This is a genomic window from Streptomyces sp. NPDC045678 (assembly GCF_056432085.1).
In genome coordinates, this window is record NZ_JBWKJS010000001.1 from 475,652 (window position 1) to 497,065 (window position 21,414).

The 21,414-nt window shown below is 70.5% G+C and carries 17 protein-coding genes and 2 tRNA genes; 13 read left to right on the top strand and 6 right to left on the bottom strand.

The features are described 5' to 3' along the window. Positions 1-36: 36 nt before the first annotated feature. Positions 37-1,512 (bottom strand): amino acid permease, encoded by a 1,476-nt coding sequence (locus AC07DO_RS02055; RefSeq protein ID WP_479056366.1) that lies wholly within the window; start codon positions 1,510-1,512, stop codon positions 37-39. Between the two features lie 184 nt (positions 1,513-1,696). Here AC07DO_RS02055 and AC07DO_RS02060 point away from each other — a divergent pair, with 184 nt between their 5' ends. Beyond that, positions 1,697-2,182, top strand: coding sequence for a ribose-5-phosphate isomerase (locus tag AC07DO_RS02060; protein WP_479056368.1), 486 nt, complete (start codon positions 1,697-1,699; stop codon positions 2,180-2,182). A 162-nt stretch (positions 2,183-2,344) separates the two neighbouring features. Then, entirely contained in the window at positions 2,345-3,157 is an 813-nt protein-coding gene (locus AC07DO_RS02065; RefSeq protein ID WP_479057498.1) for an Fpg/Nei family DNA glycosylase, read from the top strand. Positions 3,158-3,166: 9 nt separating this feature from the next. Here AC07DO_RS02065 and AC07DO_RS02070 read toward each other — a convergent pair whose 3' ends face one another. Further along, positions 3,167-4,396 carry a GNAT family N-acetyltransferase gene (locus AC07DO_RS02070; RefSeq protein WP_479056369.1) on the bottom strand — a complete coding sequence of 410 codons (1,230 nt, stop codon included), beginning with the start codon at positions 4,394-4,396 and terminating at the stop codon, positions 3,167-3,169. 175 nt (positions 4,397-4,571) lie between these two features. Here AC07DO_RS02070 and AC07DO_RS02075 point away from each other — a divergent pair, with 175 nt between their 5' ends. Next, positions 4,572-5,717, top strand: coding sequence for a SpoIIE family protein phosphatase (locus tag AC07DO_RS02075; RefSeq protein WP_479056370.1), 1,146 nt, complete (start codon positions 4,572-4,574; stop codon positions 5,715-5,717). A 13-nt stretch (positions 5,718-5,730) separates the two neighbouring features. On the opposite strand, the gene AC07DO_RS02080 is transcribed toward AC07DO_RS02075, so the two are convergent. Continuing rightward, positions 5,731-6,960, bottom strand: coding sequence for a cation:proton antiporter (locus AC07DO_RS02080; RefSeq protein WP_479056372.1), 1,230 nt, complete (start codon positions 6,958-6,960; stop codon positions 5,731-5,733). A gap of 247 nt (positions 6,961-7,207) precedes the next feature. Here AC07DO_RS02080 and AC07DO_RS02085 point away from each other — a divergent pair, with 247 nt between their 5' ends. From AC07DO_RS02085 to AC07DO_RS02095, 3 genes are read left to right on the top strand one after another with little or no spacing between them, the layout of a single operon-like run. After that, positions 7,208-8,026 (top strand): ABC transporter ATP-binding protein, encoded by an 819-nt coding sequence (locus tag AC07DO_RS02085; RefSeq protein WP_479056373.1) that lies wholly within the window; start codon positions 7,208-7,210, stop codon positions 8,024-8,026. Continuing rightward, on the top strand, positions 8,026-10,482 hold the full coding sequence (locus tag AC07DO_RS02090; protein WP_479056374.1) for an ABC transporter permease: 2,457 nt from the start codon (positions 8,026-8,028) through the stop codon (positions 10,480-10,482). Before AC07DO_RS02085 ends, AC07DO_RS02090 begins: the two co-directional genes overlap by 1 nt. Next, on the top strand, positions 10,479-10,979 hold the full coding sequence (locus tag AC07DO_RS02095; RefSeq protein ID WP_479056376.1) for an HD domain-containing protein: 501 nt from the start codon (positions 10,479-10,481) through the stop codon (positions 10,977-10,979). The genes AC07DO_RS02090 and AC07DO_RS02095 overlap by 4 nt, the downstream gene beginning before the upstream one ends. A gap of 6 nt (positions 10,980-10,985) precedes the next feature. On the opposite strand, the gene AC07DO_RS02100 is transcribed toward AC07DO_RS02095, so the two are convergent. After that, positions 10,986-12,194 (bottom strand): acyltransferase family protein, encoded by a 1,209-nt coding sequence (locus AC07DO_RS02100; RefSeq protein WP_479056377.1) that lies wholly within the window; start codon positions 12,192-12,194, stop codon positions 10,986-10,988. 577 nt (positions 12,195-12,771) lie between these two features. On the opposite strand from AC07DO_RS02100, the gene AC07DO_RS02105 reads away from it, so the two are divergent. Continuing rightward, complete coding sequence (locus AC07DO_RS02105) at positions 12,772-12,966, top strand: hypothetical protein (protein WP_055570088.1); 195 nt, start codon at positions 12,772-12,774, stop codon at positions 12,964-12,966. Between the two features lie 88 nt (positions 12,967-13,054). Next, on the top strand, positions 13,055-15,202 hold the full coding sequence (locus tag AC07DO_RS02110) for a serine/threonine-protein kinase (protein ID WP_479056378.1): 2,148 nt from the start codon (positions 13,055-13,057) through the stop codon (positions 15,200-15,202). A gap of 49 nt (positions 15,203-15,251) precedes the next feature. Here the strand turns inward: AC07DO_RS02110 and AC07DO_RS02115 are convergent. Beyond that, positions 15,252-15,322, bottom strand: a tRNA-Gly gene (locus tag AC07DO_RS02115). A gap of 143 nt (positions 15,323-15,465) precedes the next feature. Here AC07DO_RS02115 and AC07DO_RS02120 point away from each other — a divergent pair. The 5 genes from AC07DO_RS02120 (at position 15,466) to clpX (ending at position 20,306) form a co-directional block, all read left to right on the top strand. Then, positions 15,466-15,542 (top strand) — tRNA-Pro (locus AC07DO_RS02120). A 126-nt stretch (positions 15,543-15,668) separates the two neighbouring features. Next, entirely contained in the window at positions 15,669-17,069 is a 1,401-nt protein-coding gene (gene tig / locus AC07DO_RS02125; protein WP_479056379.1) for a trigger factor, read from the top strand. A gap of 419 nt (positions 17,070-17,488) precedes the next feature. Beyond that, positions 17,489-18,094, top strand: a complete 606-nt coding sequence (locus tag AC07DO_RS02130; RefSeq protein ID WP_190329594.1) for an ATP-dependent Clp protease proteolytic subunit — start codon at positions 17,489-17,491, stop codon at positions 18,092-18,094. 62 nt (positions 18,095-18,156) lie between these two features. After that, on the top strand, positions 18,157-18,852 hold the full coding sequence (locus AC07DO_RS02135) for an ATP-dependent Clp protease proteolytic subunit (RefSeq protein WP_479056380.1): 696 nt from the start codon (positions 18,157-18,159) through the stop codon (positions 18,850-18,852). A gap of 167 nt (positions 18,853-19,019) precedes the next feature. Next, complete coding sequence (clpX, locus tag AC07DO_RS02140; protein ID WP_150184111.1) at positions 19,020-20,306, top strand: ATP-dependent Clp protease ATP-binding subunit ClpX; 1,287 nt, start codon at positions 19,020-19,022, stop codon at positions 20,304-20,306. Positions 20,307-20,389: 83 nt separating this feature from the next. Here clpX and AC07DO_RS02145 read toward each other — a convergent pair whose 3' ends face one another. Further along, entirely contained in the window at positions 20,390-21,409 is a 1,020-nt protein-coding gene (locus tag AC07DO_RS02145) for a hypothetical protein (protein WP_479056381.1), read from the bottom strand. Positions 21,410-21,414 lie beyond the last annotated feature (5 nt).

Consider the following 21,414-nt stretch of genomic DNA (forward strand, 5'->3'; position numbering starts at 1 on the left):
ACAGAGAGCATCGCGCACCCGCGGCCCGCCCCGCCGTCAGCTCTTCTGCGACTCCACCGGAAGGTCGTCCGGTCCCCGGGGGCGGACCTTCTCCCGCACCAGCGAGAAGACGACCACGAAGGCGGCGGCGAGGAGCGAGAGCAGCACCTGCTTGCGGCCGGTCTCGTCGGTCAGCATGTAGACGAGGACGAACGAGATCATCGCGATCGTGACCCACGTCAGGTACGGGAAGAGCCACATCTTCACGACGAGCTTCTCCGGCTCCTCGCGCAGGATGATCCCGCGCATCCGCAGCTGCGTGAAGCTGATGATCAGCCACACGAAGAGGGCCACCGCGCCCGAGGAGTTGAGCAGGAAGTCGAAGACGGTGTCCTTCCACTGGTAGTTGAACCAGACGGCGACGAAACCGAAGACGACCGAGCCGAGGATCGCGGCCTGCGGGACGCCCCGCGCGTTGGTGCGCGCGAAGGACTTGGGCGCGTCACCGCGCCGGCCGAGCGAGAAGGCCATGCGGGAGGCGGTGTAGAGCCCGGAGTTGAGGCAGGAGAGCACGGCGGTGAGGACGATGACGTTCATGACCTGACCGGCGTGCGGGATGCCGATCGAGTTCAGCGCGGCGACGTAACTGCCGTCCTTGGTGATCGACTTGTCGTTCCACGGAAGGAGGGTGATGACGACGAAGATCGAGCCCAGGTAGAAGACGCCGATGCGCCAGATGACGCTGTTGGTCGCCTTGGTGACGGCGCGCTGCGGGTCCTCGGACTCGCCGGCGGCCAGCGTGACGATCTCGCTGCCCATGAAGGAGAAGACGACCATCAGCACACCGGTGAGGATGGCGCCCGCGCCCTTGGGCATGAAGCCGCCCGCGTCGGTGAGGTGCGCGAATCCGGCGCCCGGGTTGTCGGAGCCGGGCAGCACGCCGAAGACGGCGAGCAGGCCGATGACCACGAAGCCGCCGATGGCGACGACCTTGATCCCGGCGAACCAGAACTCGAACTCGCCGTAGGAGCCCACCGAGACGAGGTTCGTCGCGGTGAGCACGACCATCACGATGAGCGCCCAGCCCCACTGCGGGACGGCGGGTATCCAGCCGTTGAGGATCACGGCGCCCGCGGTGGCCTCCACGGCGAGCACGACGACCCAGAAGAACCAGTAGAGCCAGCCGATGGAGAAGCCGGCCCAGCGGCCGAGCGCCTGGTCCGCGTAGGTGGAGAAGGAGCCGGAGGCGGGCCGTGCGGCGGCCATCTCACCGAGCATCCGCATCACGAGGACGACCATCGTGCCGACGAGGGCGTACGAGACGAGGATCGCGGGCCCCGCGGCGGCGATGCCCGAGCTGGAGCCGACGAAGAGACCGGCACCGATCACACCGCCGATGGCGATCATGGAGAGGTGACGGTTCTTGAGACCCGCTTTCAGGCCGTCGCCGGTGTCACCACTGTCGCCAGACCGCGGATCCCCAGGGGGATTGGGGGTGCTGTCTGCCTTCGCAAGGGAGGGTTGCGAGGTCATGGACGAATCCTTAAGTTCTCGGGTCACGAGCCCCCGCATTCAAACCCAGGGGTGAACGGGACGGAAGTCCTGAATCCGGATCGTTGTATTCCGGGCTTCAGGCCTGGACCAAGGTCCCGACCAGGGAGATCAAGATCCTGCCCGGTCGCGGCTACCCGCTCCACGACGTGCCACACTCGGACCCATGCGCGTGTACCTCGGCTCGGATCATGCCGGCTACGAACTCAAGAACCACTTGGTCGAATGGCTCAAGAGCCACGGCCATGAGCCCGTCGACTGCGGGCCCCACATCTATGACGCCCAGGACGACTACCCGCCGTTCTGCCTGCGCGCCGCGGAGCGGACCGCCGCGGACCCGGAGGCCCTCGGCATCGTCATCGGCGGCTCCGGCAACGGCGAGCAGATCGCCGCGAACAAGGTGAAGGGCGTGCGGGCGGCCCTGGCCTGGAGCGAGCAGACGGCCGCGCTCGGCCGCGAGCACAACGACGCCAACGTCATCTCGATCGGCGGCCGCATGCACACGCAGGAGGAGGCGACGAAGTTCGTCGAGATCTTCCTGGGGACGCCGTACTCGGGTGAGGAGCGTCACACGCGCCGCATCGAGATGCTGTCGGCGTACGAGGAGACGGGCGAGCTGCCCGCGATCCCCGCTCACCACCCCCAGCCGTAGCGAGGGCCCGGGGCTCCGCCCCGGACCCCGCTCCTCACACGCCGGAGGGGCTGATTCCAGGCTCCGCTCCTCGAAGCGCCGGGCGGGCCGGTGTCGGCCCGTCCGGCGTGTGAGGACGAGCCCTTGAGGCGATCCGACCCGCACCACCCCCGGAGGGACACCGTGCCGGAGGGGCACACCATTCACCGGCTCGCGGCCGACCACCGGGACCGGTTCCGGGGCCGCGCCGTCCGGGCGACCAGCCCGCAGGGCAAGTTCTCCGACAGCGCCGCCCTCGTCACCGGCCAGGTGATGGAGACCGCCGAGGCCCACGGCAAGCACCTCTTCCTCGGCTTCGCCGACACCGGCTGGATCCACGTCCACCTCGGCCTCTTCGGCAAGTACACCCTCGGCGAGATCCCCGCCCCGCCGCCCACGGACACCGTCCGGCTACGCCTGTCGAACGACACGTACTACGCCGACCTCCGCGGCCCCACCACCTGCGCCCTCATCACGGACGCCGAGAAGCGGGCGATACACGACCGCCTCGGCCCCGACCCCCTGCGGGAGGCGGACGACCCGGCGAAGGCCTACCGCCGCATCTCCCGCAGCCGCACCACGATCGCCGCGCTCCTCATGGACCAGAAGGTCATCGCGGGCGTCGGCAACGTCTACCGCGCGGAGGTCCTCTTCCGGCACGGCATCGACCCGTACACGGCGGGCAAGGACGTCACCGAGGCGCAGTGGACCGCGATCTGGGCGGACCTCGTCGACCTGATGCACGAGGGCGTACGCCTCAACCGCATCGACACCGTCAGGCCCGAGCACACCCCGGAGGCGATGGGACGCCCGCCGCGCGTCGACGACCACGGCGGCGAGGTCTACGTCTACCGCAGGGCGAACCAGCCCTGTCACCTCTGCGGCGGCGACATCCGCACCGCGGACCTGGCGGCCCGCAACCTCTTCTGGTGCCCCACCTGCCAACGCCCCGCCTGAAGCCCCCGGCTAGAACCCGTGCGGCAGCCAGGGCGCCACATCGGACCCGAAGGCCACCGACGCCTCGGCCAGCGTTCCCCGGCGCAGTTCCCGGACCCGGCCCGCGGCCGCCAGTGACGTGAGGGACGTACCGCCGAGGTAGGCGGCGCCCAGCTCGCGTACCGACAAGGAGAGGTCGGCCGCGTCGGTCGTGCGCTCGCACGACGCGCCCTTCGCGTCGCCAGTGAGGCGCCAACGGCCCTCGTTCCAGGGACAGAAGGCGTCCTCGACCTCGAACACCACGTCCAGCGGCGCCTGATACGTCCGGGCCTCCAGGGCCGCGCCCACCTCGACGAGCCGCACGTACAGCGAATCCCGCACCGAGATGGCGCAGCGGCGGACGTCCGAGACGAGCTGCAGCAACGCGTCGTCGACCGGACGGTTGTGGACACCGACCGACGACGTCAGGTCGATGTCGAACAGGAACCGCCACAGCGCCGCGTACGCCGCCGGGTCCAGGGCCTCGATGTCGCGCACCCGGACCGAACCCTTCGGACCCTGCCAGTCCCAGTCGGGCTTCACGGCGAACCGCACGTACCCGACGAGCTCACCCGCCCGCTCGGCGACCACGCACTGGAGCGGTGACGCGCCGTTCCGCTCGCTCTGCGGGTCGAGCAGCCCGAGCCGCTCCCAGCCCGGCTGCCGGGCCGTCATGCCCGGACGCTCCGTCACGCGTCGTGCGTACAGCGCCTCGCAGGCCTCGTGGACGTCGGCGGGCCGTACGTACCGAAGATGTACGTCGTCCGTCCCGGCGGGCACGGACAGCGACACCCGCGTCGTGTCGATGTCGGCCTTCATCTGCTGCGTCGCCGCGCCGTACCCGAACCGGCCGTAGATGACCGGCTCGGACGCGGTGAGCACGGCCAGCGGCTCGCCCCACGCGCGGACGTCGTCCAGCTGCCGCCGCATCATCGACGTCAGGATCCCGCGCCGCCGGTGCGTGGCCGCGACGCCGACCATCGTCACGCCCGCCGCGTCCACCAGCGCACCGCCCGGCACGGCCACACGGAAGGAGAACGCCCCCGCCGTCCCCACGCACGCGTCCCCGTCCCACACGCCGATCGACCGGTCGTGCTCGGTGAGCACGCGCCACAGCTCACGTTCCTCGTCCGACTCGGCGACCCCGCCGAACGCGACCTCCAACGTCCCGTACCACGCGTCCCAGTCGGCCTTCCCGAGCACCCGCAAGTCTGTTGTCATATGCCATGCCTATCAGGGCGCTACCGCCCGATGCGACGGGTTTTTCCCCGTCCGTGACGCGGTCCGCGACCCTGTCCGCGACCCCGCGACCGACCGCGCCGGGCATGCCTCCGACGGGGGACAACCGGGACCTCCCGTGCGAAGTACGCGGCCCGCTGGATAAGGTCCACGAGCAATGGAGGTACGCGCGGAAGCCGACACGTTCACGGCCCGGATGAAGAAGCGGTTGCACCGGGCCCGCATCACGCTGCGCAAATCCGGGGTCGACTACTTCCGCGGAGACGGCTCGGACTGGGTGGCCCTGGCCGGCCTGCTGCTCACCGTCCCCGTCATCACCACCTGCACGATCGTCAACAACGAGTGGTTCTCGCCGTCCGCGCTCGTCCTGCCCATCGTCGCGGGCGGCCTGCTGCTGCGCCCCGCGAGCCTCCTGGGCCTCTACGCCGCCTCCGCGGTGGCGCTGATCGTGGAGTCCGTCCGGCTCGGCCCGTACACGGAGGGCGCCGCCCGCGTCACGCCGGGCACGGTCCTCGTGGTCGCCGCCTGCGGCTTCTTCGGACTCCTCATCGCCCAGTTCCGCAGCCGGGTCGGCGTGCCCTGGCGCGGCGGCGGCACCATGCTCTTCGACCTGCGCGAACGCATCCGTGTCCAGAGCAAGCTGCCGAAGCTGCCGCGCGGCTGGCACCGCGAGATGGCGCTGCGCCCGGCGGGCGGCCAGTCCTTCTCCGGCGACTTCGTGGTCGCGGCCCGCACGAACGGCGGCCGCACCCTGGAGGCCGTCCTCACCGACGTCTCCGGCAAGGGCATGGACGCGGGCTCGCGCGCGCTGCTGCTCTCCGGCGCGTTCGGCGGCCTGCTCGGCTCCCTGCCCCCGCACGCCTTCCTGCCCGCCGCCAACGGCTACCTGCTCCGCCAGGACTGGGACGAGGGCTTCGCGACCTCCATCCACCTGGTCCTCGACCTGGAGACCGGCGACTACGAACTCTTCTCCGCGGGCCACCCGCCGGGCCTCCAGCTCAGCGCGGGCAGCGGCCGCTGGGAGGAGAAGACCGGCCAGGGCCCGCTCCTCGGCGTCTACGACGGCGCCCAGTTCGACCCCGTCAAAGGCGTCCTGCGCCCCGGCGACGTCCTGATGCTCTTCACCGACGGCCTCGTCGAAACCTCCGACCGCGACATCGCCGAGGGAATGGACCGCCTCACGGGCGAGGCCGACCGCTACGTGGCAGGCGGTTTCCACGGAGCGGCCTGGCACCTCATCGAGGCAGTGGCGAAGGACGTCAACGACGACAGGGCGCTGTTGCTGATCTGCCGGGAGGCGTGACGTCGTACGGCGGCTACGCCGTGCCGCTCGCCGAGCTGTGGGACAGGTCGGTGGACGGGCTCGGGCCGCCCGCCCCGGAGTCGCCGCCCCCGGAGTCGTCGCCGTTCCTGCCGCCCGGCAGGATGCGTGCCAGCCACGCCGAGCGTCCCGCGGCCAGGGGGCCGAGGACCGCGAGGAGGAGGACGTACCCCGCGATGAAGGGGGACAGGCGTTCGTCCAGGCTTGCACCCGCTGCCATCGTTGCGAGGATCAGGGCGAACTCGCCGCGGGCCAGGAGCGTCGTGGAGATGTTCGCCGCGGGGCCCGGGCCGAAGCCGTACACGCGTGCCGCGCCGAGTCCGGCCAGGACGTTCATCAGGAGGGTGACGGCTACCGCGGCGAGGACCGGCCAGAGCACGGTCGGCAGGTCGCCGGGGTCGATGGAGAGGCCGAAGGCGAAGAAGAAGATCGCGCCGAAGGCGTCCCGCAGGGGGTGGACCAGGGTGCGGATGCGGTCGCCCGACGCCGTGCTGCCGAGCATCAGGCCGACCATGAACGCGCCGATCGCGTCGGCGACGCCGAACCATTCGGAGACTCCGGCGACGAAGACCGCGACACCGAGGAAGGAGATGACGAGCAGCTCGTCGTCCCGGGTGTCCATGAGGCGGCCGACCAGCTTGGTGCCGAACCGGGCCGCGAGGGCGAGCAGCAGCAGGAAGCCGAAGGCCTTGCCGCCGTCCATCACGGCGGCGGCGAGACTGTCCGCGCCGGACAGGATGGGCTGCAGCGCCGCGAGGTAGAGGGCCAGGAAGATGTCCTCCACGACGATGATGCCGAGGATCGGCTTCGTCTCGGGGTTGCCGAGCCTGCCGGTGTCGACGAGGACCTTGGTGACGATCGCCGAGGAGGAGATGCCGAGGACTCCGGCGAGGACCAGCGCTTCGGAGGTGCCCCAGCCGAGCGCGAATCCGAAGCCCAGGCCGGCGCCGACGTTCAGGGCGAGGTAGGTGCCTCCGGCGATGGCCATCTTGCGGCCGCCGGTCCTGAGGTCGTCCATGTGGAACTCGAGGCCCAGGTAGAAGAGCAGCAGGACCAGGCCGAGCGCCGAGAGCATTTCCAGGTCGTGGGGGTTGGAGACCAGGACCACACCGGGGGTGTGGGGGCCGAGGAGGATCCCGGCCAGGATGAAGAGCGGGATGGTGGGGAGTCCGATGCGGCCGCCGAGGCGGGCGAGGACGGCGGCGGCGAGAAAGGCGCCGCCCATGGCTATCAGGGTGTCTGCGTGTCCGATGGGCCCGTTCCTCCCGTAGGGGGTGCAAGAAAAGTGAATGGCAAAGGGAGCGTCAAGAACGCGTCAATACTTAGGTTACCAAACGATCAGTGAGGGTCGCCCTGAACGCGCTTGGTGGGGTTCTCCCCACCCCGGGTTCGCCAGCCGCCCTCATGGTCCGCACCACCCCCGTCTCCGTACGTTCAAGAGGTCGAATTCGTACGGAGAGGTGGACAGGGACATGGGGCTGCGGCGGAAGAAGAACCGAGTCGTCGAGGAGGACGTTCGCGTCCTCGGCGGGACACCCGGCGACTGGGCCGTCGAACTGCGCGGCGTCCGTCGGCAGTACGGCCGCGGCTCCGGCGCCGTCCACGCCCTCGCCGGCATCGACCTCGCCCTGCCCCGCGGCAGCTTCACCGCCGTCATGGGCCCCTCCGGCTCCGGCAAGTCCACGTTCCTGCAGTGCGCCGCGGGCCTCGACCGGCCCAGCGGCGGCACCGTCCACCTCGGCGGCACCGAGATCACCGGCATGAGCGAGAACAAGCTCACCGCCCTGCGCCGTACCCGCCTCGGCTTCGTCTTCCAGGCCTTCAACCTGCTGCCTTCGCTGACCGTCGAACAGAACGTCGTCCTGCCGATGCGCCTCGCGGGCCACCGCCCCGACCGCCGCAGGGCCGCCGACATGCTCACCCGCGTCGGCCTCGGCGACAAGGGCCGCCGCCGCCCCGGCCAGCTCTCCGGCGGCCAGCAGCAGCGCGTCGCCATCGCCCGCGCCCTGGTCACCGAGCCCGACGTGATCTTCGCCGACGAGCCGACCGGCGCCCTCGACACCACCACCGCCGTCGAGATCCTCGGCCTCCTGCGCTCCGCGGTCGACGGTCTCGGCGCCACCGTCGTCATGGTCACCCACGACCCGGCGGCCGCCGCCCACGCCGACCGCGTCCTCTTCCTCGCCGACGGCTCCCTCGTCGACCGCCTGGAGCGCGCCTCCGCCGCACAGATCGCGGCCCGCATGACCGCCCTGACCGCGCCCGCGTCGTGCGCGGGGGTGGCCGCGTAATGGCCTACGTCCCCAATGGCCTCGCCCGCGCGGCGGTCCGCTTCAAACCCGCCGCCTTCGCGGGCACCTTCGTCGCGCTGATGATGGCCTCGCTGATCGTGGCCGCCTGCGGAATCCTCCTGGAGACGGGGTTGCGCGCCTCCGTGCCGCCCGAGCGGTACGCGGGCGCCCCCGTCGTCGCCGCCTCGAACCAGTCCGCCCACTTCGTCACCGGCAGCGGCGACAGCAAGTCCGAGTCCGACACGCCCCTGCCCGACCGGGCCCGCGTCGACAACTCCCTCGTCGTCAAGGCCCGTTCGGTGCCCGGCGCCCGCACCGCCGTCCCCGACGTCACCTTCCCCGTCAAGTCCGGCGACAAGGACGTCACCGCCCACGGCTGGGGCTCCACCGCCTTCACCGGCGAGAAGCTGACCGCCGGCCGCGCCCCGCACCCCGGCGAGGTCGTCCTCGCCGCCCGCGGCGCCTCCGTCGGCGACCGCACCACCCTCACCACCGCGGACGGACCGCGCGACGTCCGCGTGTCCGGCACCGTACGCGCCGGCAAGACCACCCCCACCGCCTGGTTCGCCGACTCCGAGGCCGTCCGCATCTCCGGCCACCCCGGACGCGTCGACGCCATCGCCGTCCTGCCCGAGCAGGGCGTTCCGGCCGACACCCTCAAGTCGCAGGTCGCACACGCCCTCGGCGACAAGGCCGAGGTCCACACCGGCGACGACCGCAGCGAAGCCGAGGGCTCCTCGCTCGCCTACGCCAAGGAACTGCTCACCGGCCTCGGCGGCTCCTTCGGCGGCATCGCCGCCCTCACCGCGGTCTTCACCGCCGCGGGCACCGTCGCCCTCTCGGTCGGCCAGCGCGCCCGCGAGTACGCCCTGCTGCGCGCCATCGGCACCACCCCCCGCCAGATCCGCCGCACCATCGCCACCGAGACCCTGCTCGTCGCCCCCGCCGCCGCGGCCGTCGGCCTGCTGCCCGGCATCGCCCTGGCCCACTGGTGGTTCGGACAGCTGAAGGAGAAGGGCGCGATCCCCGAGGGCGTCGACCTGTCCGTCTCCTTCGTCCCGCTCGTCAGCGCCGTCGGCGTCGCCGTCGTCACCGCGCTCGGCGCCGGCTACATGGCAGCCCGCCGCCCCTCCCGCATCAAGCCGGGCCAGGCGCTCGGCGAGGCCGCCGTGGAGCGGGTGCCGCTCGGCTGGATCCGTACGCCGCTGGGCGTCGCCGCCGCCGTCGGCGGCGCCGTCTTCGCCGGGTTCGCCGCCAACAACTCCGGCGACGACGCGGCGAACGCCGCGCTCGGCGTCGTCATGCTCTTCATGCTCGCCGTCGCCCTGCTCGGCCCGCTGGTGGCCCGCGGCTGCGCCGCCCTGTTCGGCCTCCCGCTGCGCGGCGCCGGCGCGTCCGCCTCGCTCGCCGCCGCCAACTCCCGCAGCAACGCCCGCCGCATGGCCTCCGCGATCACCCCGATCGTGCTCGCCATGGCCTTCTCCTCCGTCCTCGTCTTCATGCACACCAGCGAGGAGCGGGTCGCCGCCGACCAGCAGCGCGCGGGCGTCACCGCCGACCACATCCTCACCTCCGACGGGGGCCTCGCGCCGGGCACGCTGGCGAAGGCCGCCGACACGAAGGGCGTCACCTCCGCCGTCGGCCTGCTCAAGTCCTCCGTGCTCGTGCCGGTGGGCTCGGGCGCCGACCGCTGGCTGGAATCCGCGTCGACGCAGGGCGTCACGGGCACGGCCGCCGGGCTCGCGAAGGTCCAGGACCTGAAGGTCGAGACAGGCACCCTGAAGCTCGGCAAGGGGCAGATCGCCGTCGACGCCGCCCTCGCCGACTCCGCGCACGTGAAGACCGGCGACCGCCTCGACATCCGCCTGCCCGACGGCACCAAGGCCTCGCCGACCGTCGTCGCGACGTACGGCAGGGGCCTCGGCCTCTCCCAGGTGACCATGCCCGCCGCCGACCTGAAGCAGCACGTCAGCTCGGCGTTCGCCACCGAGATCTGGACCAGCGGCGGCTCCGCGCAGACGCTCGCCGGACTCGGTGCCCTCATGGACCGCGACGGCTACGCCACCGCACAGTCCATGGACAACGAGCTCAACGCCTGGGCCAACACCACGATGGCGGCCGTCCTCGGTGGCTTCGCGGCCGTCGCGGCGATCAACACCCTGGTGATGACGGTCCTGGACCGCCGCCGCGAACTCGGCACGCTCCGCCTGATCGGCTCCACCCGCCGCCAGGTCCTGCGGATGATCCGCTGGGAGGCGCTGCTCGTGGCCTGCGCGGGCATCGTCATCGGCTCGGCCATCGCGTTCGCCACACTCGTCCCCATGATGAAGGGCCTGACCGGCGAATCGCCGTACGTCCCGCCGCTGGTGTACGGCTCCTTCGTGGCCGCGGTCCTGGTCATGGGCCTGGCCTCGACAACGATCCCGGCGAGGGCGGCACTAAGGTCGGCCGCATGAGGCCCCAGGACCACCACCCCGAACCACTGCCCCTGCCAGGGCAACCGCTGTCCCTGCCCGAGGTGGAGGCTCTCGCCCGCGAGGCGCACGCCGGTCAGACGGACAAGGCGGGGCGTCCCTACGCCGAGCACCTCCGGGCCGTGGCCGACGGCGTGCGGCGGCGGGGCGGCGACGACGAGCAGATCGCGGCCGCCTGGCTGCACGACTCCGTCGAGGACGACGCCCTGTCGGAGCGGTGGCTCGCGGACGCCCCGCTGCCCCGGCGCACCAAGGACATCGTCCTCGCCCTCACCAAACGCGCGGGCGAGCCCCCGGAGACGTACGCCGAACGCATCCTCGCCACCCCGGGCGCCCGCCTCGTGAAGGAGGCGGACCTGGCGCACAACGCGGACCCGGCCCGCCTCGCGGTCCTCGACGCAACGACAAGGGCGCGCCTGACGGCGAAGTACGCCACCATGCGCGCCCTGTTGGGGCTCGGGGAGGACCCGGTTCCGTAGCTGTCGCTACATCGACCTGGCCCGCTCGCGGGCGAGCTGCGCCGCGTCCCGCTTGAACGCCCACTCCATCTTGGGCTCCATCGCGAACCGGAACATCCGCTGCACCGGTGGCGTGCACAGCGCGGTGACCACGCTCGCGGCGACCACCGACACGAAGATCTCGCCGAGCGGCTGGTGCAGCCAGTCGTAGGTGTCGAACCAGCCCCAGAAACGGGAGCCCTTGGCGAGGAAGCCGTGCAGCAGGTAGCCGTACAGCGTGCCGGCGCCGAGGACCGTGAACCACATCTTGCGGCGCGGCACCCACGCGAAGAAGCACGCGGTGAGGACGACCGAGCAGCCGAAGAGCGCCAGCGTCATCACGACACCGGCCCACCACGGGGCACCCAGCTCCTGGGCGCTGTCCCGGCGGTAGAACCAGGCCGACGTCATCCGGGGAGCCGCCCAGTACGCCAGGAGCAGCGCGCTCGCGAAGACCGGGATCGACAGGAGGCGCACCTCACGGCGGCGCACCAGCTGGAAGTACTCGGGCTTCATGAAGAGGCCGAGGACGAAGAACGGCAGGAACTGCAGGACGCGCTGCAGGTCGAGGTCGTCGCCGATGTCGGGTGAGATCACGGCGAGCGTGGCGATGGCCAGTGCGAGCGGCACCGGCCAGCGCACGATCTTCCACAGCGGCACGGTGAGCCGCCACACGAAGAGCGCGACCAGGAACCAGGTGAGGTACCAGGGGTCGAGCAGGCTGATGGGCTGGCCGGGGTCGTCGTCCGCCCAGCGCTTGAAGAAGGTGTACGCGATCTCGAAGATGACGTACGGCACGGCGACACCGGTCACGAGCCGCTTGAGGCGGTCGGCCCGCATGTCGAAACTGCGCGAGAAGTAGCCGGAGATGACGATGAACGCCGGCATGTGGAAGGTGTAGACGGTCATGTACAGCGCTTCGGCGGTACGACTGTGATCGGTCAGCGGTTCCCATGCGTGGGCCATCGCCACGAGGACGATCGCCAGGTACTTGGCGTTGTCGAAGAACGCGTCGCGCTGCTTGGCGGGCTTCGGCCCGCTGTGGGCGGTGCTGCGGCCTGCCGGGGTGGGGGGAGCCGTGGGGGCGGCCTGCGGGGGCGGGTGGGGGGCGCGGGGAGTGGGGACTCCGGCCGCCGGCACCTGGGCCGGTGGGAGGGGCGCCCGGTGGCGTCCGTGCGGGTGCACCGAGTTGGTCACAGGCCCTCCCACCAAGAGCTCGGCGAGACGACCCGGGACCGCACTGCGCCTACGGGGGTGGTGGCAGCGTGGAACATCTGAGGCACCCTAGCGTCGCTCCGGCGTATTCGTAAAACCCTCGTCACTTCTCTCAACTCAATCCCTGACAATCACGTCGGTGAATCCCGCAGGTCGACAAAGAGACGTGACGGTTCGGGACTGCATTCTGTCCAGTACGTCACAACTCATCCGGTTTAAATGGTGCATACCACCCGCGGGCGACTCCGGTGGAATGTCCGATTGTTGGATGCCGGATGTGCCCTCCGTGACAATTCGAATTTCCTGCGAACGTCGTGTGTGGCGGTGGCAACGACCACGTCGAATTCCGGTGACCGCGGGACCTCGAATTGCTGTACGACGGCGCGCTGCCCATGCGCCCCCTGGGCGCCCTTGTGCGCGGGGGCCGTCAGGTGTTGGCCGACGTTGCGTCACCGGCCGCATGGAGGACGCCTGTTGGTGGCACGATGGTCCGTGGCGGGGGTGTGCGGGGTCGTACCCCCCCGGGCCGGGAGAGCGACCGACCTAGGGTGTGATCAGTGTGGCCATTTCGCTGTCAGTGGTGCTGCTGTTGGCGATCATCCTCGTGGTGCTGATCCGCGGGGGGTCGCTCAAGGCGGGGCCCGCGATCGTCGCGGTGCTCTTCGGCTTCTTCCTCGCCTCCACGGGTATGGCGCCCTCCATAAACCGTTTCCTGAACGAAGTGGCGGAGACCATCAACTCGATCAGCTTCTGAACACTCCGCGGGGGAGTGTTCTCGAACCGGCGTACGCTGCGGTGAACCGGAGAGCGAGGGCACGGACCGAGGGGCGGGGGCGTAAGAGATGGTTCTGCGCGACTCGGACCCGGAGGAGATCGGCGGATATCCGGTCGAGGACCGGCTCGGCTCCGGCGGCATGGGCGTCGTCTATCTCGGCCGCTCCGCCTCGGGACGCCGCCTCGCACTGAAGGTCGTCCACGGCCAGTACGCCGACGACCAGGAGTTCCGCACCAGGTTCCGCCGCGAGGTGGCCGCCGCCCGCCGGGTCAGCGGAGCCTTCACCGCCCCCGTCGTGGACGCCGACGCCGACGCGTCGAGCCCCTGGATGGCCACGGTCTACATCCCCGGCGAGAACCTCGGCAGTCACGTCCGCCGCGAGGGCCCCCTCCCGCTCGACCGGCTCAGGGAACTGGCCGCGGGCCTCACCGAGGCGCTGCGCGACATCCACCGCGTCGGAGTCGTCCACCGCGACCTCAAGCCCGCCAACGTCATGCTCGCGGAGGACGGGCCGCGCGTCATCGACTTCGGCGTCTCCCGCGCCGCCGAAGCCCTCGGCGCCGACGCGCTCACCCAGACCGGCCGCGTCATGGGGACCCCGCCGTACATGTCCCCGGAACAGCTCACCACCCCGCGCGACGTCGGCCCCGCGTCCGACGTCTTCTCCCTCGGCGCCGTCCTCGCGTACGCGGCGACCGGACGCGGCCCCTTCGACAGCGACAGCCCCTACGAGACGGCCACCCGCGTCGTCCAAGGCACCCCCGAACTCGACGACGTACCCGCCGAGCTGCACCGCTTCATCGAGTGGTGCCTCGACAAGGACCCCGAGGCCCGCCCCACCCCCGACGAACTCCTCGCCCTGCTCAAGGGCGAACCGATACCCCCGAGACGCACCACGGCCCCGCCCGCGGAGCAGAAGCCCCCGGCCACCACCGAGGCCCCCGCCCCGCGCCGCCGCCGCGGACTCCTCCTGACGGCCGCGGTGGGCGGGCTGCTGCTCGCCCTCGCCGGGACGGCCGCCGTCGTACGTCTCGCCGGTGACGACGCACAAGTGGTGAGCCGGTTGCCCGCGGGCTGGCGGGACTGGACCGCGAAGGACACCGTCACCGCCGCCAAGGGCGAGGACCCCTCACCCTCGGGCCCCTTCACGCGCTGCGCCGCCGCCCGCGCGGGCCTGATCTGCGCCGGCGACGACGTCAAGGCGGTCCGCTTCTCCCTCGCCACGGGCAAGAGGGAGTGGGGACTGCCCGTCGACAGCGTCCCCGACGACAGCAGCAGCATGGAGGGCGACGTCATCGGCACCGCCGGCGACCGCGTCTACGTCTACCGCAACGACCAGACCGTCCCGGACAAGGACAGCGGCGAATCGTACGAGAAGTACGCGATCGAAGCCGTCGACGCCCGAACCGGCGACGTCCTGTGGACCACACCCACCCAGCGCGGCACCGGCGCCACGGCCCCCGACCTCACCCCGGACACCGGCACCGCCGCGGCCACGAAGGACGGCGTCCTCACCGTCCACGGCGCCGAGGGCGATGCGTACGCCCTCCTCGACCCCGAGGACGGCGACCCGCGCTGGAAGCGGCCGCTGCCGGGCGGGGAGTGCCGGCTGCGGGCCGTCGCGGGGGAGGGGTACCTGATCTGCACCGCGGGCAAGTCGGGCACCCGCCTCTCCCGCCTCGACCCCGCCACCGGCAGGCCCGCCTGGACGGTCACGGTCCGCGGCACCCGCAGCCTCCTCGGCGGGACCGGCGGCCGGCTCCTCCTCGCCGACACCTCCGGAGCCACGTACCGCGACGTCGTCGCCGTCACCGCGACCGGCAGCCACACGCGGCGCACCCTCACACTGGACCGCCCCCAGCCGGCCGCGGCGACCGCCACCCTCAGCCGGGGCACGCTCTACTTCACGCTCTCCAGCGGCAGCGTCCGCGCCGTCGACCCCCGCACCGGCCACCGGCTCTGGAGCCGCAACTCCACCGTCGAGTTCCCCGGTCGCCCCCTCGCCTCCGCGAGCCACGTCTACATCGCCTCGCCCAGCGGCCGCCTCGCCGCACTGGACGGGAAGACCGGCGACGTCGCGTGGACCCGGCCCGGCAGGGGCGTCGGCACATCCTGGATGGGAGACGAGGGCGCACGCCTCACGCTCGTGGGCGACGCGCTCTACGTCCCGTACGGCACACGCTCCGTGTACACCGTCGACGTACGCCACCCCTGAGGGGGAACGAAGAAACCCCAGGTCACACGACCTGGGGTTTCTATCGAAGAGCGGGCGACGGGAATCGAACCCGCGTAGCTAGTTTGGAAGACTAGGGCTCTACCATTGAGCTACGCCCGCACAGTTCGCGCCACGAGCGGATGCCGCGGCACGACAGGCATCGTAGCGGGTCCTGACCCCTCACCGCACGTGCCCCCCGGAACCGGCCCCGTTTAACGGGGAGCCGCACTGCCTGCGGGCATGTACCCTACGTGTCGCACCGACGGGGTGTGGCGCAGCTTGGTAGCGCGTCCGCTTTGGGAGCGGAAGGCCGTGGGTTCAAATCCCGCCACCCCGACCATCGAAACCTCTCTCACAAGATCGCATTGTGGCTCGGCTCCTGCTTGCCGTTACTATGCAAGCTGTGTGCCCGTGTGTCTCTGAGCCGGGCAGAATCCCAAGAAGTCAGCCCCAAGGAGACCGAACCGTGAAGAGCGCCGTGGAGACCCTGAACCCGACTCGGGTTCGGCTCACTGTTGAGGTGCCCTTCGAGGAGCTCAAGGACAGCCTCGACGCGGCCTACAAGAAGATCAACCAGCAGGTCACGGTGAAGGGCTTCCGCAAGGGCAAGATCCCGGCCCGCGTCATCGACCAGCGGTTCGGCCGTGGCGCCGTCCTCGAAGAGGCCGTCAACGACGCGCTCCCGAAGTTCTACACCGAGGCCGTCAACGAGGCCGAGCTCAACGTCCTGGGCCAGCCCGAGGTGGACATCACCGAGCTGAAGGACAACGAGACCCTCAACTTCACCGCCGAGGTCGACGTCCGTCCCTCCATCGAGATCCCGGACTACTCCGGCATCGAGGTCGAGGTCGACGCGATCGAGGTCAGCGACGAGGACGTCGACAAGGCCGTCGAGGAGCTGCGCGAGCGCTTCGCCTCCGCCTCCCCGGTCGAGCGTGCCGCCGAGGACGGCGACGTCGTGACGATCGACCTCGAGGCCAAGGTCGAGGGCGAGGTCCTGGAGGACGGCGTCGCGTCCGGCGTCTCCTACACGATCGGCTCCGGCGAGCTCCTCGAGGGCATCGACGACGCCGTGAAGGGCCTGGAGGCCGGTGGCGAGGCCACCTTCACCTCCGAGCTCAAGGGCGGCTCGGCGGCCGGCAAGGAGGCCGAGGTCACCGTCAAGGTCACCCAGGTCGCCGCCCGCGAACTCCCGTCCCTGGACGACGACTTCGCGCAGCTCGCCTCCGAGTTCGACACCCTCGACGAGCTGAAGGCCGACAGCCGCAAGCGCCTCGAGAACATGAAGCAGTACGACCAGGCGACGCAGGCCCAGGAGCGCGTCCTGGAGAAGCTGCTCGAGCTGGTCGAGGTCCCCGTCCCCGAGAAGCTCCTCGCGGACGAGATCCAGACCCGCAAGCACAACCTGGTGAACCACCAGCTCGGCCAGATGGGCCTCGACCTCGCGAAGTACCTGGAGATCCAGGGCAAGACCGAGGAAGAGTTCGACGCCGAGACCAAGGAGCAGGCCGAGAAGGGCATCAAGACGCAGTTCGTCCTCGACGAGCTCGTCAACAAGGAGAAGCTGAACGTGAACCAGGAGGAGCTCACCGAGCACCTCATGCGTCGCGCGCAGTCCTCCGGCATGTCCCCCGACCAGTTCGCCCAGGCCGTCGTCGAGGGCGGCCAGGTCCCGATGCTCGTCGGCGAGGTCGCCCGCGGCAAGGCCCTCGCGGTCGTCGTCGAGGCCGCCACGGTCAAGGACACGAACGGCGAGGTCGTCGACCTCGAGGACGACGAGGACGAGACGGCCGAGACCGTCGAGGCGACCTCCGACTCCGCCGAGGACAAGGCCGAGGACAAGGCCGACGAGAAGACCGAGGCGTGACCGCTGCGCTCGGCTGAAGCGTGACGGGCCCCCGGGACTTTACGGTCCCGGGGGCCCGGTGCTTTCAGGGGCGCGGGGAACCGCGCGATCAGCCCCCTCGGGGCCGCAGGCGCGTCTGCCGCGGCAGGACCCGCGGCGGGTGCGGGTTGTGGGGGTTGCTCGCGCAGTTCCCCGCGCCCCTGACGGGGCACGACCGGCACCGCTCGAGGCGCCCCGCCAGGACCTGCGCTCACAGCGAACAGTTGGTTCTCCGGGATTCCCGGAGGGACCCCGCGCGTTAGGGTCCATGAATACGAGGGCAGGGGAGTCCCCGACGCCGCCCCGGAGCGGCGCCGCACGCGGGCCCCCGCGCCCCAGCTGAAGACGTGAGACGGCCCGGCGCCGTCGTAAGACGAGCAGGTGGATACGTGACGAATCTGATGCCCTCCGCCGCCGGCGACCCCTCCATCGGTGGTGGCCTCGGCGACCAGGTCTACAACCGGCTGCTCGGCGAGCGGATCATCTTCCTCGGCCAGCCGGTCGACGACGACATTGCCAACAAGATCACCGCACAGCTGCTGCTCCTTGCCTCCGATCCGGACAAGGACATCTACCTCTACATCAACAGCCCCGGCGGCTCGATCACGGCCGGCATGGCGATCTACGACACCATGCAGTACATCAAGAACGACGTGGTGACGATCGCGATGGGCATGGCCGCCTCCATGGGCCAGTTCCTGCTCAGCGCGGGCACGCCCGGCAAGCGCTTCGCGCTGCCGAACGCCGAGATCCTGATCCACCAGCCGTCCGCGGGCCTCGCGGGCTCCGCGTCGGACATCAAGATCCACGCCGAGCGGCTGCTGCTGACCAAGAAGAAGATGGCCGAACTCACGGCGTTCCACACCGGCCAGACCGTTGAGCAGGTCACGCGCGACTCGGACCGCGACCGCTGGTTCGACCCGCAGGAGGCCAAGGAGTACGGCCTCATCGACGACATCATGTCCAGCGCCGCAGGCATGCCGGGCGGGGGCGGCACCGGAGCCTGAGCCCCGTGCTCAGCGCCCCGCAGCCGACACCTAAGCCCCTCGCTTCTCAGGAGAAACCAGAGATGAACAACTTCCCCGGCCGCGGCCTCTACGGCTCTGCACAGGCCGAGAGCGGCCAGGCCGAGTTCACCGGCACCGGCGCCGAGTCGCGTTATGTGATCCCGCGCTTCGTGGAGCGCACCTCGCAGGGCGTGCGCGAGTACGACCCGTACGCGAAGCTCTTCGAGGAGCGCGTGATCTTCCTCGGCGTGCAGATCGACGACGCCTCCGCCAACGACGTCATGGCGCAGCTCCTGTGCCTGGAGTCGATGGACCCGGACCGCGACATCTCGATCTACATCAACAGCCCGGGCGGCTCGTTCACGGCCCTCACGGCCATCTACGACACGATGCAGTTCGTGAAGCCCGACGTGCAGACCGTCTGCATGGGCCAGGCCGCGTCGGCCGCCGCCGTGCTTCTCGCGGCGGGCACGCCCGGCAAGCGCATGGCGCTGCCGAACGCGCGCATCCTGATCCACCAGCCCTACAGCGAGACCGGCCGCGGTCAGGTCTCCGACCTGGAGATCGCCGCCAACGAAATCCTCCGGATGCGTTCGCAGCTGGAGGAGATGCTGGCCAAGCACTCCACGACGCCGATCGAGAAGATCCGCGACGACATCGAGCGCGACAAGATCCTCACGGCCGAGGACGCGCTCGCGTACGGCCTGGTCGACCAGATCATCTCCACCCGGAAGATGAACAATTCCGCGGTTGCCTGACGCAGAGCTGTAGCATCTGCCGCTCCTTGGCACGGTTCGCGTACGACTCGCGTCGAAGTGAACCGTGCCAAGGGGGGCCCGAACGGGGGGCCCGGCAAGGTACCGTCGGATATGAGGCACCAGGAGCCGCTGAACGTGGCGTCTCCCAGGCGAAGGGGAAGCACCTCGTGGCACGCATCGGTGACGGCGGCGATCTGCTCAAGTGCTCGTTCTGCGGAAAGAGTCAGAAGCAGGTCAAAAAGCTCATCGCAGGCCCCGGTGTGTACATCTGCGACGAGTGCATCGACCTCTGTAACGAGATCATCGAGGAAGAGCTCGCGGAGACGAGCGAGGTCCGCTGGGAGGAACTCCCGAAGCCTCGCGAGATCTACGAATTCCTTGAGGGCTACGTCGTGGGCCAGGAGCCCGCGAAGAAGGCCCTCTCGGTAGCGGTGTACAACCACTACAAGCGGGTCCAGGCGGGAGAGAACGGCGGCGCGCAGGGCCGTGACGACGCGATCGAACTCGCGAAGTCCAACATCCTGTTGCTCGGCCCGACCGGTTCCGGCAAGACGCTCCTCGCGCAGACGCTCGCGCGCATGCTGAACGTGCCGTTCGCCATCGCGGACGCGACGGCGCTGACGGAGGCGGGCTATGTCGGCGAGGACGTCGAGAACATCCTCCTGAAGCTGATCCAGGCGGCCGACTACGACGTCAAGAAGGCCGAGACCGGGATCATCTACATCGACGAGATCGACAAGGTGGCTCGCAAGAGCGAGAACCCCTCGATCACGCGCGATGTCAGCGGCGAGGGCGTCCAGCAGGCGCTCCTGAAGATCCTGGAGGGCACGACGGCGTCGGTGCCCCCGCAGGGCGGCCGCAAGCACCCGCATCAGGAGTTCATCCAGATCGACACGACGAACGTGCTCTTCATCGTGGGCGGCGCCTTCGCCGGCCTCGAGAAGATCATCGAGTCGCGGGCTGGCGCGAAGGGCATCGGCTTCGGCGCCACCATCCGCTCCAAGCGCGAGATGGAGGAGAAGGACCAGTTCGAGGACATCATGCCGGAGGACCTGGTGAAGTTCGGGATGATCCCCGAGTTCATCGGCCGCCTCCCCGTGATCACCTCGGTCCACAACCTCGACCGCGAGGCCCTGCTCCAGATCCTCGTCGAGCCGCGCAACGCGCTGGTGAAGCAGTACCAGCGCCTGTTCGAACTCGACGGCGTGGAGCTGGAGTTCGAGCGTGAGGCGCTCGAGGCCATCGCGGACCAGGCGATCCTGCGGCAGACCGGAGCCCGGGGGCTCCGCGCCATCATGGAAGAGGTCCTGCAGTCGGTGATGTACGAGGTGCCGTCCCGCAAGGACGTGGCCCGCGTCGTCATCACGGCGGACGTCGTCCGCTCGAACGTCAACCCGACGCTGGTGCCGCGCGACGCGCGGGGTGGCGGTGCGGGGGAGCAGAAGTCCGCGTAGGCATCACGTACGCGCGAAAGGGGCGCCCGGCGATTCGATCGCCGGGCGCCCCTTTCTGTTGCCCTGCCTCACCGCTGTGCGGGTCAGACCTTGACGCGGAGTGCCTTGCGGGCCCTGAGCGTGGTGTCCGAGGCGTCGTCGAGGGAGACCTTGCCCGCCATGGCGTCGGCGATCGTGAGCGGCACCACGACGCCGACGGTGCTGTGGTCGCCCCAGATGCAGACCGGCATGCGGATCTCCTTGGGGCCGGAGGACGTGCCGCCGCCGTTGCTGTTCTCCATCACGGACTCCTGGCACTTGAGGACGGTGTCCTTCGTGCTGAAGTCCTTGGGACTGCCGACGAGTTCGCCCGTTTCCGAGCTGCTCTTCTGCGAGTCCTTCTTGATCTTCGCGAACATGGCGTCGACGACGGGGCTCGGGTTCTCGATCTCGCCGTAGACGCCCATGAACTGGAGGGCCTTCTGCGCCAGGGGATTGCTCTCGTCCCCCGACTGGTAGCCGGCGTCGACGTCCTGCGGATCCTTCACGCCGGCCTTCTCGGCGGCCGTCAGGTCGCTGGAGTTGAAGCCGCCGGTCATGTCGTCGCTCTTGTCGTACTCGTTGAGGATCGTGGGCGGCGTCGTCAGCGTGTGCGGGCCGTCGTCCTTGATGCCACCGTCCGCCACGGTCGAGGAACCGCCGCCGTTCTTGCCGCCCTTGTCGTCGTCGCCCGCGAAGACGAAGTAGCCGCCGACCGCGGCAGCCGCGACCACGGCGACGGCGGCGATGATCAGCCCGGTCTTCTTGCCGCCGCCGACGGGGGGAGGGGGCGGCACCTGGCCGTAGGGGGCCTGCTGGGGGAACTGCCCGTAGGGGCCGGGCTGCTGGGGCTGGTGGTAGCCGCCCTGCTGCGGGGCCTGCTGCGGGGCCTGCTGCGGGGCCTGCTGTGGATAGCCGTAGCCGGGCTGGGGCGGCGGCGGGGGAGCCTGCGGGGGGTAGCCGTAGCCGGGCTGGGGCGCCTGCGGCTGCCGGCCGTAGGGGCCGGGCTGCTGCGGCTGCTGGCCGTACGGTCCGGGCTGCTGGGGCTGCTGCCCGCCGTACGGGCCCGGCTGGTTGTAGCTCATGGGGG

Coding starts and splice junctions, on each gene's coding strand:
- AC07DO_RS02055 (WP_479056366.1), bottom strand. CDS start 1,512: ATGACCTCGCAACCCTCCCTTGCGAAGGCAGACAGCACCCCCAATCCC.
- AC07DO_RS02060 (WP_479056368.1), top strand. CDS start 1,697: ATGCGCGTGTACCTCGGCTCGGATCATGCCGGCTACGAACTCAAGAAC.
- AC07DO_RS02070 (WP_479056369.1), bottom strand. CDS start 4,396: ATGACAACAGACTTGCGGGTGCTCGGGAAGGCCGACTGGGACGCGTGG.
- AC07DO_RS02075 (WP_479056370.1), top strand. CDS start 4,572: ATGGAGGTACGCGCGGAAGCCGACACGTTCACGGCCCGGATGAAGAAG.
- AC07DO_RS02080 (WP_479056372.1), bottom strand. CDS start 6,960: ATGGGCGGCGCCTTTCTCGCCGCCGCCGTCCTCGCCCGCCTCGGCGGC.
- AC07DO_RS02085 (WP_479056373.1), top strand. CDS start 7,208: ATGGGGCTGCGGCGGAAGAAGAACCGAGTCGTCGAGGAGGACGTTCGC.
- AC07DO_RS02090 (WP_479056374.1), top strand. CDS start 8,026: ATGGCCTACGTCCCCAATGGCCTCGCCCGCGCGGCGGTCCGCTTCAAA.
- AC07DO_RS02095 (WP_479056376.1), top strand. CDS start 10,479: ATGAGGCCCCAGGACCACCACCCCGAACCACTGCCCCTGCCAGGGCAA.
- AC07DO_RS02110 (WP_479056378.1), top strand. CDS start 13,055: ATGGTTCTGCGCGACTCGGACCCGGAGGAGATCGGCGGATATCCGGTC.
- AC07DO_RS02130 (WP_190329594.1), top strand. CDS start 17,489: ATGCCCTCCGCCGCCGGCGACCCCTCCATCGGTGGTGGCCTCGGCGAC.
- AC07DO_RS02135 (WP_479056380.1), top strand. CDS start 18,157: ATGAACAACTTCCCCGGCCGCGGCCTCTACGGCTCTGCACAGGCCGAG.
- AC07DO_RS02145 (WP_479056381.1), bottom strand. CDS start 21,409: ATGAGCTACAACCAGCCGGGCCCGTACGGCGGGCAGCAGCCCCAGCAG.